Source organism: Frankia sp. RB5, from assembly GCF_059816245.1.
In genome coordinates, this window is sequence record NZ_JCBATA010000001.1 from 168,697 (window position 1) to 182,061 (window position 13,365).

The 13,365-nt window shown below is 71.1% G+C and carries 14 protein-coding genes; 3 read left to right on the forward strand and 11 right to left on the reverse strand.

Translation table 11 applies throughout. From position 1 onward, the window contains the following. Window positions 1–7 precede the first annotated feature (7 nt). Window positions 8–145, forward strand: a complete 138-nt coding sequence (locus tag AC6EXY_RS00710) for a hypothetical protein (protein ID WP_165818349.1) — start codon at window positions 8–10, stop codon at window positions 143–145. 90 nt (window positions 146–235) lie between these two features. Here AC6EXY_RS00710 and AC6EXY_RS00715 read toward each other — a convergent pair whose 3' ends face one another. The 6 genes from AC6EXY_RS00715 to AC6EXY_RS00740 form a co-directional block, all read right to left on the reverse strand. Next, window positions 236–745, reverse strand: coding sequence for a hypothetical protein (locus AC6EXY_RS00715; protein WP_133150650.1), 510 nt, complete (start codon window positions 743–745; stop codon window positions 236–238). A gap of 109 nt (window positions 746–854) precedes the next feature. Next, entirely contained in the window at window positions 855–1,754 is a 900-nt protein-coding gene (locus AC6EXY_RS00720; RefSeq protein WP_101831643.1) for a LysR family transcriptional regulator, read from the reverse strand. A 219-nt stretch (window positions 1,755–1,973) separates the two neighbouring features. Beyond that, a complete protein-coding gene (locus AC6EXY_RS00725; protein ID WP_101831642.1) occupies window positions 1,974–2,234 on the reverse strand; it encodes an acyl carrier protein in 261 nt (86 codons plus the stop codon). Further along, entirely contained in the window at window positions 2,231–2,938 is a 708-nt protein-coding gene (locus AC6EXY_RS00730) for a PaaI family thioesterase (protein WP_499816797.1), read from the reverse strand. The genes AC6EXY_RS00725 and AC6EXY_RS00730 overlap by 4 nt, the downstream gene beginning before the upstream one ends. A 17-nt stretch (window positions 2,939–2,955) precedes the next feature. Beyond that, window positions 2,956–3,822, reverse strand: coding sequence for a ferritin-like domain-containing protein (locus AC6EXY_RS00735; protein WP_101829971.1), 867 nt, complete (start codon window positions 3,820–3,822; stop codon window positions 2,956–2,958). A 387-nt stretch (window positions 3,823–4,209) separates the two neighbouring features. Beyond that, window positions 4,210–4,422 (reverse strand): hypothetical protein, encoded by a 213-nt coding sequence (locus AC6EXY_RS00740; protein ID WP_499816822.1) that lies wholly within the window; start codon window positions 4,420–4,422, stop codon window positions 4,210–4,212. Window positions 4,423–4,555: 133 nt separating this feature from the next. Here AC6EXY_RS00740 and AC6EXY_RS00745 point away from each other — a divergent pair, with 133 nt between their 5' ends. Both AC6EXY_RS00745 and AC6EXY_RS00750 read left to right on the forward strand, forming a co-directional pair. Then, window positions 4,556–5,752, forward strand: coding sequence for an ABC transporter permease (locus AC6EXY_RS00745; RefSeq protein WP_499816798.1), 1,197 nt, complete (start codon window positions 4,556–4,558; stop codon window positions 5,750–5,752). Between the two features lie 157 nt (window positions 5,753–5,909). Further along, on the forward strand, window positions 5,910–6,494 hold the full coding sequence (locus tag AC6EXY_RS00750; protein WP_499816799.1) for a toll/interleukin-1 receptor domain-containing protein: 585 nt from the start codon (window positions 5,910–5,912) through the stop codon (window positions 6,492–6,494). 4 nt (window positions 6,495–6,498) lie between these two features. Here AC6EXY_RS00750 and AC6EXY_RS00755 read toward each other — a convergent pair whose 3' ends face one another. The 5 genes from AC6EXY_RS00755 to AC6EXY_RS00775 all read right to left on the reverse strand — a co-directional run bounded on the left by AC6EXY_RS00755 (window position 6,499) and on the right by AC6EXY_RS00775 (window position 13,362). Further along, entirely contained in the window at window positions 6,499–9,186 is a 2,688-nt protein-coding gene (locus AC6EXY_RS00755) for an ATP-binding protein (RefSeq protein ID WP_165818203.1), read from the reverse strand. A 413-nt stretch (window positions 9,187–9,599) separates the two neighbouring features. After that, window positions 9,600–10,619, reverse strand: coding sequence for an aldo/keto reductase (locus AC6EXY_RS00760; protein ID WP_101829985.1), 1,020 nt, complete (start codon window positions 10,617–10,619; stop codon window positions 9,600–9,602). 17 nt (window positions 10,620–10,636) lie between these two features. Next, a complete protein-coding gene (locus AC6EXY_RS00765; RefSeq protein ID WP_101829976.1) occupies window positions 10,637–10,966 on the reverse strand; it encodes a bifunctional 3-phenylpropionate/cinnamic acid dioxygenase ferredoxin subunit in 330 nt (109 codons plus the stop codon). Window positions 10,967–11,110: 144 nt separating this feature from the next. Beyond that, a complete protein-coding gene (locus AC6EXY_RS00770; protein WP_165818204.1) occupies window positions 11,111–12,133 on the reverse strand; it encodes a sugar ABC transporter substrate-binding protein in 1,023 nt (340 codons plus the stop codon). A gap of 83 nt (window positions 12,134–12,216) precedes the next feature. Beyond that, window positions 12,217–13,362, reverse strand: a complete 1,146-nt coding sequence (locus AC6EXY_RS00775; RefSeq protein WP_207770131.1) for an ABC transporter permease — start codon at window positions 13,360–13,362, stop codon at window positions 12,217–12,219. Between the last annotated feature and the right edge of the window lie 3 nt (window positions 13,363–13,365).

A 13,365-nucleotide genomic window follows, 5' to 3' on the forward strand; every position in this document is an offset into this window, starting at 1 on the left:
GGTCAGGATGGCGTGGCGGGTCGCTGCGGGCGGTTCGATCGATGCTCAGCGCGGCGCGCAACTGGTCGAGGTCGTCCACAGCCTGGGCGATGGTGAACGGCTCAACGCCTCCGGACTTGCCTACCGAACCGCCGGAACCAGCTGACAGCTCAGCGGAAGAGGGGCTACGGCCGGTGCCGTCCGCGCTCCGGCCAGAGCCCCTCTTCGATCCCTCCGGGATCTTGAGAACGACCGTCTACTCGATGGTGTAGGTGAAGCTGGTCTGGAGCTTGAAGAGGGAACCTGAGACCGTCACCAGGCGGGTGACACCGTTCTGGTTCATCAGTAGCTCCGGCGAGTTCGAGACGGGGCCGACGACGGTGAATCGCGCATCGTCGGCCAGCTTCCCACCGGAGGAAGGGAGGACGACATCGAAGTTTCGCTTCTCGTTTCCCGAGCCGCCACCCCAGGTTCGCACGCCTTTGCGTGATCGCCCGTGGAGGGCTACCCATCGGGAGCCGACCCGTGGCACCGGAACCGACACCGTCTCCCGCGTCCTGGGACCGACCATCACCCAGCCGGTGGAGACCGTATCGGCGGCCTCTCCGCTTGGGCTGAAGAGACAGACAGCGAAGAAGGCGTTCTTGGCGGTCGAGTTGACCAGAGTCAATGGCCGTTCGACCGGCTGTGTGAGCCACTTCGACAGCTGCCAGCCAGCGTGGGCCCCCTGAAGAAAAGGATGGATCAGCGGCGCCAAAAAGATCACTTCGTCTCCCCCGAAAGACGTGCGACTGCTCGCCCGTAATTATCACAGGAGGGACGAGGGAATCGCGCCCCATGCGGAGGGACGAACGGCTGGGCCGGGATCGCGAGGCTCAGGCGTCGGTTGCCGTGCGCAGGTGGTGGTGGCAGGCGGCGGTGAAGGTGTGGACCGCGGGGCGGTCGTCGCCGGAGCGCCAGAGGACGGCGAGTTCGGCGGGGGGCAGGTCGCGCACGGGGCGCAGGATGATGTCGTCGCGGCGGGCCAGGTCGGCGTGGCCGGCGGGGAGAAGGGCGATGCCCGTGCCGGCGGCGATAGCGTCGAGGGCCTCCTCGGCGGTGGCGGCCTCGGCGGCGACGGCTGGTTGGGTGCCGCGCCGGGCGGTGGCCAGCCAGAAGTCGCGGGGCGGGCCGGCCTGCGCGGGCAGGGCTATGAAGGGGTCCGCGGCGAGGTCCGCGAAGGTGAGGTCGGCGCGGGGGGCGAGATGGTGGGTGGACGGCAGGGCCACCAGGCGGTGTTCGGTGGCGACGACCTTCCAGGAGAAGCCGCCGTGGGCGGGCACCGGCAGCCAGGCGAGCGCCACGTCCACCTCGCCGCCGGCGAGGCCCACCGACGGGTCGCTCCAGCCGATCTGGCGGAACAGCAGCCGCCACTGCGGGAGCTCCGCGCCCATGGTGGCGGTGACGTGTGGGATCAGGCCACGGCCGATCTTGGCCTGGAAGCCGACGATCAGTGTGCGGTACTGCGCGTCGACGGCGTTGGCGACCGCACGCTGAGCGTCTTCCCACTGGGCGATGACCCGGCGGGCGTTGGGTAGCAGCGCCTGGCCCGCCTCGGTGAGGCTGACCGCCCGGGCACTGCGCTCGAAGAGCGTGGCCCGAAAGGACGACTCGAACTGGCGGATCTGTTTGCTGAGCGCCGGCTGGGACACGAACAACCGGCGCGCGGCCACGGTGAAACTCAGTTCCTCCGCGACGGCGACGAAATAGCGCAGGTGCCGGATGTGGACATCCACGGCGGCAGGCTATGGCAGTTCTCCGGTTCCGGAAACCGGTGCGAACAGGAGGTTGGGAAAACGGTGCGGCATCGATGTGCCTTCGGTGCCGCACCGTTGCGCTGCAACGTCGATGTTCAGTGAATGTGATGCGTACTACGTGTCTCAGGTCACTCGGAAGTTCGGCGATCCGTGGGAAAGGGAGTCCGCTGGTGCCCGCCACCGGCGGATCACCCCACGTCAGACGGCCGCGGCAGCCAGTCCCGCCTCGACGGTGCGGACGACGTCGTTGATGGAGCGGAGGGTGAAGACGTCCTCGTCCTCGATCTCGATCCCGTAGGTGCGCTCCACGCGGGAGATCATGACCAGGACCTTCACCGAGTCGGCGCCCTCGACGCCACGCAGGTCCAGATCGGGGGCCAGGCGCTCGACGGGAATGCCGATCTCGCGGTGAACGATCTCGGTGACGGTGTGGACGATGTCGTCGCGGGAGTGTGTCATCGGCTGCCGTGCTCCTGGATGTGGGCGCCGCTCGCGGCTGTGGCTGCCGCGGCGGCCACAGCGGGGGCGGGGGCGGGGATGGCGGTGGGAGGTGCGGCGGAGGTGGTGAGGGCGGCCTCGGCGCGGTCGAACGCGTCGGGGCGCAGGGTGAGGTGCTGGCGGGCGTCGTCCATCGAGATGGGGCGGTAGGTCGCGGTCGCGGAGGCGACCAGGTTGCCGGCGGTGTCGAGGACCTCGGACTCGGCGCGCACCAGGCCGCCCGCGCCGGCGCGCAGCGCCTCCTCCGCGCCGTCGACGAGCCGGGCGACGCAGATGTACTCGGCGTCGACCCGCATCGCGGTGACATAACGCAGGCGCATGCCGATGGTCAGCGAGGTCAGGCCGCTGCGCAGGACGATCAGGTTGCCCATCGTCTCGTCGCAGATGACCCCGATCAGGCCGCCGTGCACGATTCCCGGGTAGGACTCGAACGTGCGGTCCAGCCGGAACCGCGTGTCGATGCTCTCGGGGACGGCCGCTCCGTCGGGCCGGGCGGCGAAGCGCAGGCGCAGGCCGCTCGCGTTCGTCTGGGAGCAGCCGAAGCAGTGGTGATCCTCCAGCGTGGACCAGGGCACCGGCCGGTACTCGTCGGTGGTGGCCTGCTCCACGGCCCGGTCGGCCGCCTCGGTGGGCAGGTCGGTGGGCTCGGATGGCAGAAGGCGCATGGACGCGGACGCCCGGCTCAGCCGGCCACGGGGGCGGCGCTGGCGACGGGGGCCAGGTCGGCCGCGGCGGGAACGTCGGACAGGTCGGCCATCGCGCCGCGGATCGCCGAGTTGCGGCTCAGGTCAAGGCCGACCGCGGTGCCGAGCATGCGGCGCAGCTTCGCCTGCAGCTTGTCGAGCGCGTCCGGCGGGGAGATCTGGAGGTAGACGTCGATGACGTCGTCGACGGTCTCGTAGCCGCGCATCTCCTCGACGCGCTGGTGCTTGTAGACGCCGACCGGGTGGTTGAGCCGCGCGCTGGTGACGTAGAAGTGGATCCGCTCGAGCACGGACTTCAGCTCGTGGGGACGCTGCTCCAGGCGACGCTTCAGGTAGTAGAGGAATTCGCGGGCGTGGCCGGCCTCGTCCCGGCTGGCGCGCAGGAACAGGTCGGACAGGACCGGCTCCTCGACCCATTCGGACAGCGCCCGGTAGACCGTGTTCACGATGATCTCGGAAATCACGTTCGTGGTGAGGGTCGCGCTCGGCGTCACGCCGGCCTCGTACGGCTCGCGCAGCGACTCGATCTTGCTCTGGTCGATGTTCACGCCGACGCCGCGCAGCCACGCCCGGAAGGCGTAGTGGTGCTGCAGCTCCTGGTACGCCCAGACGGCGACGAACGCCGAGCAGTCGTAGTCGTCGTCGAATTCGCTGAGGAATCCGTGCAATCCGGGCAACGACGTCGCCTCACCCATGACGACGCCCTTGACGAGCGGGACGTACACGGGGTTGACGAGGTCCTGGCGGATGTTGTTCAGGTCGAGGTCGGAAACCTTCCACTGAAGACGCTCGTAGTGTTGGAAGACTTCGAAGCTGTGCGCGGTGTCGGCCGTGGCGGTCGGCATGGCTGAACCCCTCCCTGCGATTTTCGCAGCATCTTCCGACACCGTAGGCGGCGGCGCCGACGACGAAAACCTCCGTTCTGAACTCGCTATCGCCCCATACCGATCCGCTATCCAGCGGTGGGGACTGAACCGCCTCCCGTGTTATCGGGATGCCGCAGCCGGCGGGCGACACCCTGAAGAGTCGGGTGTATCGCTATGTCGGATGCCGGGTTGTTCGGAGTTGTTCAGCCGCCGTTCGGCGGCGGTCCACCCATCCGTCAAGCTGTGGCCAGCGTCCGAGTAGCGGGCCGGGAAGATATTCGTGAATCGCACCTTTCCTGCCGGGTCGGCAATCTGGATCCCGCGCCTCGCCAGCCATAAGTCCTCCTCGATGCCCGGATCACCGCTTCACTCCGCTGTCGCGCCAGCATCGCCGGGCGAACTCGGCACCTCCTGTGCGCTCGCTGTGCGCCGGCTGTGAGGGCCATCGGGATGGAAGACGGAGCCGGCGCCGGCTGGCGGGAGGACGATGTGGAGGTCGAGGCCACCGTCCGGGCCGGGAGCGGCGGACAGATGGCCGCCGTGGCTGTCGACGACGGCCCGGACGATGGCGAGGCCCAGGCCGTAGCCGCGGCGCCGGCACCACCGTCGTCGTGATCACCCACGACCGCGACCTCGCCGCGTCGCTGCCCCGGCGGATCGAGATGCGCGACGGGCGGGCGATCAGCGACGTGCGCACCGAGGGGAGAACGTCATGAACCTGCGGCCTGCCCGGCTCGGGCCGAGTGAACTGGCCCGGGTGGGGGGTGCCGGCCTGCGGGTGCGGCCGTTGCGCAGCGTGCTGTCGGCGCTGGGTATCGCGATCGGGATCGCGGCGATGGTCGCCGTCGTGGGCGTCTCGGCGTCCAGCCGGGCCGACCTGGAACGCCAGATCGCCGCGCTCGGCACCGATCTGCTCACCGTCAGTCCCGGCCACAGCCTGTTCGGTGAGCAGGCGAGCCTGCCGGCCGAGGCCATCCCGATGATCCAGGTGCTTGGCGGGACGGCGTCGGTCAGCGCCACCGGGCTACTGCCCGAGACGAAGGTCTACCGCAATGACCACATCCCCAAGGCCGAGTCCGGCGGCATCACCGTCGTCGCGGCCCGGCCGGGGCTCGCGGCGACCGTGGGCGCGCACATCGCCGAGGGCGCCGACCTGAACGCCGCGTCCGAGCGGTATCCGACGGTCGTGCTCGGCGCCCGGGCGGCGGACCGGCTCGGGGTCGGACCCGTCGGCGCCGACCAGCAGGTCGAACTCGGCCATCAGCTGTTCACGGTCGTCGGCGTGCTCGCCCCGGCGCCACTCGCCCCCGAGCTCGACACCTCGGCCCTCGTCGGCTGGCCCGTCGCCACCACCCTGCTCGGCTTCGACGGCCACCCCACCACCGTCTACGTCAAGGCCCGGCCAGGCCAGGTCGAGGCCACCCAGCGGCTGCTCGCCCGGGCCGCGAACCCGGCGGCGCCGAACGAGGTCGACGTCTCGCGCCACTCCGACGCCCTCGCCGCCCAACAGGCCGCCGACGCGACGCTGAACGCGCTGCTGCTCGGCCTCGGCGCCGTGGCGCTGCTCATCGGCGGCATCGGCGTCGCGAACACCATGGTCATCTCCGTGCTCGAGCGCCGCGGCGAGATCGGCCTGCGCCGCGCCCTCGGTGCCACCCGCGGCGACGTCCGCAACCAGTTCCTCGTGGAGGCGCTGCTGCTGTCCGCCGCCGGCGGCCTCGGCGGCCTGCTGCTCGGCGCGGGCGCCACGATCGCCTACGCGGCCAGCCGCGGCTGGCCCGCCGTCGTTCCGCCCTGGGCGATGCTCGCGGCGGCGGGCACGACCCTGCTGATCGGCGCCGCCGCCGGCCTCTACCCCGCCGCCCGGGCCGCGCGCCTCACCCCGACCGAAGCCCTCTCCGCCGCGTGAAAGGTGTTCTTGATTCGGGCCGGCCTGTACTGGTGCGGCGGCTATCCTTTCCCATATGTGCGCCGAGAGGAACGCCGGATTCTCCGGAGCCGAATACGGTGACGTCCGGTCGGATGATGGTTCACATGGCGACGCGGGGGATGGCCGGCTGGATCTCGTGCTCTCCTGCGTGGCCGCCGATGAGGCGTGGGCGACCTGGCTGGCCTGGCATCTCGACGACGTCGGGTACCGTCTCGCCGTCGACGTCTGGGGCGGGCCGGCGGACAGTGTCGACCGATTTCGCCGAGTGCTCGTCCGCGCGGAACATCTCGTCATTGTTCTGTCGCGGGAATATGTGTCCGCGGCCGCCGGCCAGCGGGAATGGCAGAGCGTCGTGGCGGAGGAGCTCCGGGGTGGGGCTCTCGCGGCCCTGACCGAACCGTGCGAGCGTCCCGGGGCCCTGCGCGCGGCCCCGTGCGTCGACGTCGCCGACCTGCTTGTCGACGACGCCCGTCGCCAGCTTCTCGACGCTGTGGCGGCGATGCGCGCAGGGCAGCGGCCCATCGCTCCGCCCGTCCCTCCCGTGCCGCCGGACCGGCCCGCGCCGCCCGACGGGCACGGGGCGGACCGGCGACGCGGTGCCGACGAGGACGATGATCGGCGCGACGGCCGGGGCGGAGTCCATGTCCACGTCGGGCGGAACCTGTCCGGACAGGTGGTCATCGGTTCCGGCAACTCGGTGACCCGCACCGGCGACCCGTGACCAGCTAGGACGGCGTGGGCGCCGGAGTCGTCGAGGACATCATCACCGTCCGCGCGGAGCCGGACAGGGAGATCCGGCGGTCCACCCCGTCGCTGCCGGGGATCCGCAGCGTGCCGGCGTAGGCGGAGCCGCTGCCGCCCGAAGGCGGTTCGAAGACCACGGTCAGCTGGCAGGCCTGTCCGCTTCCGCCGCGGATCGTCGACGGGCAGCTGCGGCTGGGGCTGACCGAGAACGGCGCCGGCACGGTGATGGCGGTGAGGTCGTAGGTGCGCTCGGCACAGTCCACCGGGGTGAAGGTGAAGGTCTGCGCGGTCGAGCTGCCGGCGTCGGTCGTGGGGAAGGTGATCTCGGACGCCGGCTCGGTGGGGCACGACACCGGTGTGGTGGTGGTGGTCGACGGGGTGGTGGTCGTCGGCGAGACCGACGGGGACGGGGTGGCATCGCTCGCTTCGAGCTCGTCGTCGATGCCGACGCCGCCGCCCTTCTGCGGCAGCGCGATGTGCGCCTGCGCGGGTCCGTCGCGCGTCGGGCTGAAGGCGACCCGCAGGCTGCACTGGGCGCTGGTGAACAGGCCGGCGGGGCAGGACTTCGCCCAGATCGCCCGGAACTGGCCGGCGTCCTGGCCACTGAGAGCGAAACGTCGCCGGTCGTAGGTGCAGGACGCCAGGAGGGTGACCTCCTGGGGCGCCGAGACGCCGCCCGGACGCACCCCGCTGAAGGTGTAGTCGTTGGGGTCCGGGTCGCAGCCGCCGCTGGCGGGCTCGGCCACGGACGGCGTGCTGGTCACCAGCGGTGCCGTGGGGATGATCGGGCTCGCGGTGGGTGTGACGGTGGTGGTGGTCGTCGTTGTCGCGGTACTCGGCTGGATCACTGGTTCGCTGCTGTCGACCTGCTGCTTGCCGGTGCCCCGCAGGCCGACGAGGGTGGCGGCCGTCACGACGGCCACCACGATGACGATGATCGTCGGGTTGGTGGCCGCGCCGCGCAGCGCTGTGCGGACGGGACTCTGGTGAGTTCGCAGGCCTGACGTGCCGTCGCTGCCAACCGCGTGCGAGCCACCGCCAGGAGGCGTCCCACCGCTGCTCGCCGACGTGCCACTGCCAGCACCCGCCGTGCCACCGCTGCCGCTCGCCGAGGTGAGGGTGGCCTGCAGCGACGGTGCGGCCATGGTGCCGAGGGCACCCCCGAGCCCGCCGGCCAGCAGGCTGGACAGCACCCGATGCCGCTGCCGGGCCTCCTCCCGGAAGTAGGCCTCGTCGCCGGCCGCCCGGGCGATCACCGCCGCGGACTGGCCGCGGGTCAGCACCGCCGACCAGGCGTCCCAGCGCAGCGACAAGGCCACCCGCGGCGCCACGGCGCGGGCGAGCGCCACGGCCGTGCCGGGACGCCCCGCCGCGACCGCGGCGTCCAGCAGGCCGAGCAGCGCTGGCACCGCGCCGGCGATCTCGCGCGGCCGCGCGCTGGTGGCCCAGGACACGAGCCCGGCGGCGATCTCGCCCGCCGCGGGAGCGCCGCCCGTGCCGGGGACCTCGCCCGTGCCGGGAACCTCGCCAGCGGCGGTCACGTCGGCGAGCCGCCCGGCCACCGCCACCCCGAGCGAGGCGGACAGTCGCCACCCGTTCGCCGCCTCGTCGACGAGCCCGGTCGCGGCGAGCTCGGCGAGCCCGATCGGATCCCCGCCGCCACCGGTGCTCCTGCCGCGGACGGCGGACGCCTCGGCCGGGGTGGCCGCGGCGGCGGCCCGCAGCGCGCCGGCGGGCAGGACGTCGGGGGAGATGACGCGCAGCACTCCGAGCGCGCGCCGCTGGGCGACCGTGAGCCGCCCGGCGATGATCGGTGCCAGGGCGTCGGCACCGGCGTCCAGGGTGATCCGGGGCAGCTCGCCCTCGGCTGTGGCGACGCCGGCGCCGGGCCCGGCCTGATCGGCGGGTTCCGCTCGCTGGGCGGCCTCCAGCAGCGTCCGGACCGCCGTCGCGACCTGGATCAACGCCCGGGGGCTGCCCTCGGCGAGCGCGCGCAGCCGGCCCACCTCGGCGCGTTCGTCGCTGGTCAGCCGGCGCCCGAGATGGCGGGTGACCAGTGCCCGCGCGGCGTCCTCCGCCAGGCCGGTCAGGTGCAGCGCCTGACCGTCGCCGACGAGATGGCGCCCGGACGAGCCGATCAGCACATCGCAGGAGGGCACCAGGTCCAGCAGGTCACGCAGCGCGTCCGGCGTGCCGTCGTAGTCGTCGATGACGAGCAGCGCGCTGACCGAGCCGACCAGCCGGCGCAACTTGTGGCGCTCGGGCCGGTACCCCTCGGCGTCATAGAAGGCCTGGAAGATCTCCTGGGCGAGCTCGTCGGCGGACAGGCCGGCCGCGCTGAGCAGAACGACGTCCCGGTCGCCGCGAGCCGCGGCGGCCGCGCGAAGCAGCGCCGTCTTGCCGATGCCGGCCGCTCCGTACACCTGGACGGGCTGGTGCTGGTCGAGCCAGCCGCCGATGCGGGCCAGCTCCTCGTCCCGCCCCAGCAGCGCCATCCCGGCGCGCGGGGTCGCCGGCGCGGCCGGGCGGCGGCGGCGCGGCGGCGGCACCGGTTCGGAGCGCAGCGAGACGACCGAGCCACGGCTCGCGTGCACCACCACGTTGTTGTTGCCGACCACGAGCTGGCCGAGCAGGTCGCCGCCGACGTGGACGTCGGTTTCGTCGTTCACGGAGCCATCCCCCGATGCCATCCCCGAACCCCGAACGAGGAAACCCGTCAGAACATGGCTTCCACATATCGGATGATGTCATGATCCACAAGGATCGTATCAAAGGAAATGGTGACTGACCGGCGAGTATGGCGATGACGCGACGAGCCGACGGTAATTCTCTATACGAATATCGCGGTACGGCGGTCAAAACGCAGGTCAGGGGGCCGCGAAGGCCTCGGTCGACACATCGTCCGCCAGCCGCGCCGCCTCGTGGCCGTAGGTGCTGGACGCGGAGGATGATGATGAGACCGATGACGATGTTGAGGAAGGCCGCCGACACCGACGCCCCCCTCCGAACCTCAGCCATGCTCAGGACGGTCAATCGTCCCATGTCGGGCAATCGGCTGTCCGGTTTCAGGTGCGGCGGCGCGTCAGGAGTTCCAGTGGGAGCGCAGGAGCTCGGGGAAGGCGCGCTGGTTGGCGTAGGGGTAGGGCGGGTCGAGCTCGCTGGCCTTGTCGAGGCGGGCGATCTGGTCGGCGGTGAGCGTCCAGCCGACGGCGCCGAGGCTGTCGCGCAGCTGGTCCTCGGTGCGCGCGCCGAGGACCACCGAGGCGACGTTCGGCCGGTTCAGCACCCAGTTCACCGCCACCTGAGCGACGGTCCGGTCGACCTCCTCGGCCACGGCGGTCAGTTCGTCGACGACGTGCAGGACCCGTTCCTCGACGGGACGGCCGAGCCGGTGCACCCGCGAGTCCTCCGGTACCGCGGCCGCGCGTCGGACCTTCCCGGACAGGGCGCCGCCGGCCAGCGGGCTCCAGGCGATCGCGCCGACCCCGTGCGCGGCCCCGGCGGGCGCGAGCTCCCACTCGAACTCCCGCGCCGCGAGCGAGTAGCTCACCTGATGGGCGACATAGCGTTCGAGCCCGTACCGCTCGGCGACGGCGACAGACGACGCGAGGCCCCAGCCGGGGAAGTTCGACGCGCCGAGGTAGCGCACCTTGCCCGCGCGCACCAGGTCGTCGAGGGCCCGCACGGTCTCCTCGACCGGGGTGGTCGCGTCGAACTGGTGGACGTACAGGAGGTCAACATGGTCGACCTCGAGCCGGCGCAGGCTGTTCTCGACCGCTCGGACGATGTGCCAGCGCGACGCTCCGCCGTCGTTCGGCCCGGAACCGAGCGGCGTCCCGATCTTGGTCGCGAGCAGCACCTCGTCGCGGCGGCGCCCCAACGCCTTCGCCAGGAGCGTCTCGGCGAGGCCGTGGGAGTAGAAGTCGGCGGTGTCGAAGAAGGTCACTCCCGCGTCGAGGCAGATCGAGACCAGGCGCTGCGCCTCCGCGAGCCCGGAGGATCCCCAGACCCGGAACATCTCCGACGCGCCGCCGAAGGTCGCGGTGCCGAATCCGAGGACGGGAACCTTGAGGCCGCTGTTGCCCAGAATGCGGTGCTCCATCAGAGCGCGGTGTTCCATCAGCCGCGGCTGCCGACGTCGACCTGGATCGTCCCGCCGGAGATCCGCACCTCGTGGGTGGCCAGCGCAACGCAGGCCGGCGGGGTGAGCGCCTTGCCGGTCCGTAGACAGAACTTCGCGTAGTGCAGGGAACACTCGACGGTGTCGTCCTCGATGTAGCCCTCCGCCAGGGAGAAGTCCGCGTGGGTGCAGGTGTCGTCGGTGGCGAGGAACTCGCCGTTGACGTTGAACACCGCGATCGGCGGGGTCACCGGAACAACGACCGCGCCGCCGTCCGGAATCTCGCCGACCCCGCAGACCGCCTGCCACACGCGTGTCGACTGCGTCATGCCCTGGTCCTTTCCATGAATACGCCGATCGGTGCACACGCCGATCGAGGAACGGCCACGCCGGAGCCGTCGGAAGTGCCCTCCCGGCGGCTCCGGTATCGCGGTTCCGTGGCGTCGATGCCCACGGCCCGCTACGGGCTGGAACTACGAGGCCGTGGTGAACTGGAGCGTGTCGAAACTGATCGTCCGCTTGGACGGGTCGACCCAACTGCCGACGGTGTCCTTGGTGATCAGCGTCGACTTCAGCACGGTGCGGGCAGCGGCCTTGCCGTCCTCGACGTCCTTGACGATCTTCATGAACAGCCAGCCGTACTCGCGGTTGTTCGGGTCCCAGGTGGCCGTCAGCCGGCCCTCGCGGACCGCGTCGATGGCCGCGGTGTCACCGTTGCTACCGGTCACGACGACACCGTCGGACGTGCCGTCGGAGATCTTCTTTCCGGCGGCGCCCAGCGCGGCCGACGCGCCGAGCGCGGAGGCGTCGTTGTAGCCCCAGATCGCGTCCACGTCCGGGTGCCGGGTGAGCATGTCGGCGATCAGGCGCTGGCCGCCCGCGGAGTCGTCGGAGGTGTTGGAGACGTGGGCGACGATCTGCAGGCCCTTGGCCTTGGCCGCGTCCGTGAAGCACTTGACGTTGGCGTCGATGGACGGCACGCCATCCAGGCCGATGGTGATGACCTTGCCGCCGGGTGCCTTCCTGGCGATCAGGTCGGCGGTCTGCTCCCAGGGGCCGCCCTTCTCACAGGTGGTGTTCTCGGTCCACACCGAGTACTGGATGCCGTTGTCGTCGGAGTTCGTGCCGATCAGCGGAATGCCGGCGGACCTGATCTGGCCGTAGATCGCGGCGGTCGCCCCGGGGTCGAGGGTCCAGGTGCCGATCACGTCCATCTTCTGCTGCAGCATGGTCTGCAGGTTGGTGATCTGCCGGGCCGACTGCACGTTCGAGTCGTACTGCGTCAGCTTCGCGCCGATGACCTTGGCCGCCTCCCCGGCGCCCTGGCCGAACGCCTGCTGTCCGGGCTGCGCCAGGACCGGTGCGGCGTAGCCGACCTTGATGGTCTTTCCGGACGCGCCGGCTTCGCTCGACCCACCGTCGCCACCCGAACCACCACACGCCGCGAGGGCGAGAACCGCGGCCAACCCCATACTGAGCGGGGCGATTCTTCTCATGCGCATTGACGTTCCATTCCAGGAGAGTTGATCGTAGGTCGGGCGCGGGTGCCGGCCGGGCAACCGCATTGCCGCACCGGGCGTCAGCCGGAGCTGGACGGTGCGGCGGCCAGCGGACGGGCCGAGCCGCTGCCGCGGGAGATCCGCCGGAACCAGCCTCGGTCGCGGGCGGTCGTGATCCCGACCGCCACGATGAGAATTCCGCCGTTGACGCAGCCCTGCCAGAAGGCCGAGATCTCGCTGAGGGTCAGGCCGTTCGCGATGACACCGAGGAAGGCCACGCCGATCACCGTGCCCAGCACACCGCCCTCACCGCCGCTGAACGCGGTGCCACCGATCAGGACCGCGGCGATGATGGTCATCAGCAGGGTGGCGTCCACCTGCGGGGCGGCGCCGGCGAGCCGGCCGACCTGCAGCACGCTGGCCAGGCCCGCGGTGAAGCCGGCGATGACATAGGTGAGCAGCACGACGCCGGCCACGTTGATGCCGTTGATACGGGCCGCCTCGGCATTGGAGCCGACGGCGAAAAGGGATCGCCCGAACGATGTGTAGCGCAGCACGCCCGCGGCGAACAGGGCCAGTGCCGCATCGAAGAGAAGAATATAGGGAATACTGCCGACACTGCCGTTCATGAACGTCTTCAGCGGGCCGAAGCCGTCCGTCGAGAATACGCTGATCGTGCGGCCGTCATTACTGACCAGGGCGATACTGGAATAGACCGACATCGCCCCCAGCGTGACCACCATGAACGACATCCGGACCCAGCTGATCAGGAATCCGTTGAGGAAGCCGAGCAGCAGGCCCAGGCCGATCGCCACCAGCACCGCCAGGACGAACGGTGCGCCGTGTTCCAGCGCGATGCCCATACCCATGCCACAGGCGCCGGCCGCGGACGCGGCCGACAGATCGATGCCACCGGAGATGATGACGAAGGTGGCCCCGATGGCCAGCACCAGCACCACGCTGTTGCTCGCCACGATGTTCGTGACGTTTCCCCAGGTCCGGAACACCGGCTGGGTCATGGACAGATAGACGCATACCGCGACCAGCGCGGTCACGACGCCGGTGAAGCGGCCCAGGGACGGCCGGCGGCCCCGGAGGATGGTCGCGGCTCGGCCCGCCTCGCGCATGCGGCCAGCCGCGAGGCCACCGGCCTGCGTACCGTTCGCGTCCGTGGGGCCCGGCGCCGCCGTCGGAATCGGTGAGGTGTCGATCTCACGTGTGGTCATGAC

Excerpts from the sequence above, each read along its gene's own strand:
- AC6EXY_RS00710 (WP_165818349.1), top strand. The coding sequence starts at position 8 with ATGGCGTGGCGGGTCGCTGCGGGCGGTTCGATCGATGCTCAGCGCGGC.
- AC6EXY_RS00725 (WP_101831642.1), bottom strand. The coding sequence starts at position 2,234 with ATGACACACTCCCGCGACGACATCGTCCACACCGTCACCGAGATCGTT.
- AC6EXY_RS00730 (WP_499816797.1), bottom strand. The coding sequence starts at position 2,938 with ATGCGCCTTCTGCCATCCGAGCCCACCGACCTGCCCACCGAGGCGGCC.
- AC6EXY_RS00735 (WP_101829971.1), bottom strand. The coding sequence starts at position 3,822 with ATGCCGACCGCCACGGCCGACACCGCGCACAGCTTCGAAGTCTTCCAA.
- AC6EXY_RS00745 (WP_499816798.1), top strand. The coding sequence starts at position 4,556 with ATGAACCTGCGGCCTGCCCGGCTCGGGCCGAGTGAACTGGCCCGGGTG.
- AC6EXY_RS00760 (WP_101829985.1), bottom strand. The coding sequence starts at position 10,619 with ATGGAGCACCGCATTCTGGGCAACAGCGGCCTCAAGGTTCCCGTCCTC.
- AC6EXY_RS00765 (WP_101829976.1), bottom strand. The coding sequence starts at position 10,966 with ATGACGCAGTCGACACGCGTGTGGCAGGCGGTCTGCGGGGTCGGCGAG.
- AC6EXY_RS00770 (WP_165818204.1), bottom strand. The coding sequence starts at position 12,133 with ATGAGAAGAATCGCCCCGCTCAGTATGGGGTTGGCCGCGGTTCTCGCC.
- AC6EXY_RS00775 (WP_207770131.1), bottom strand. The coding sequence starts at position 13,362 with ATGACCACACGTGAGATCGACACCTCACCGATTCCGACGGCGGCGCCG.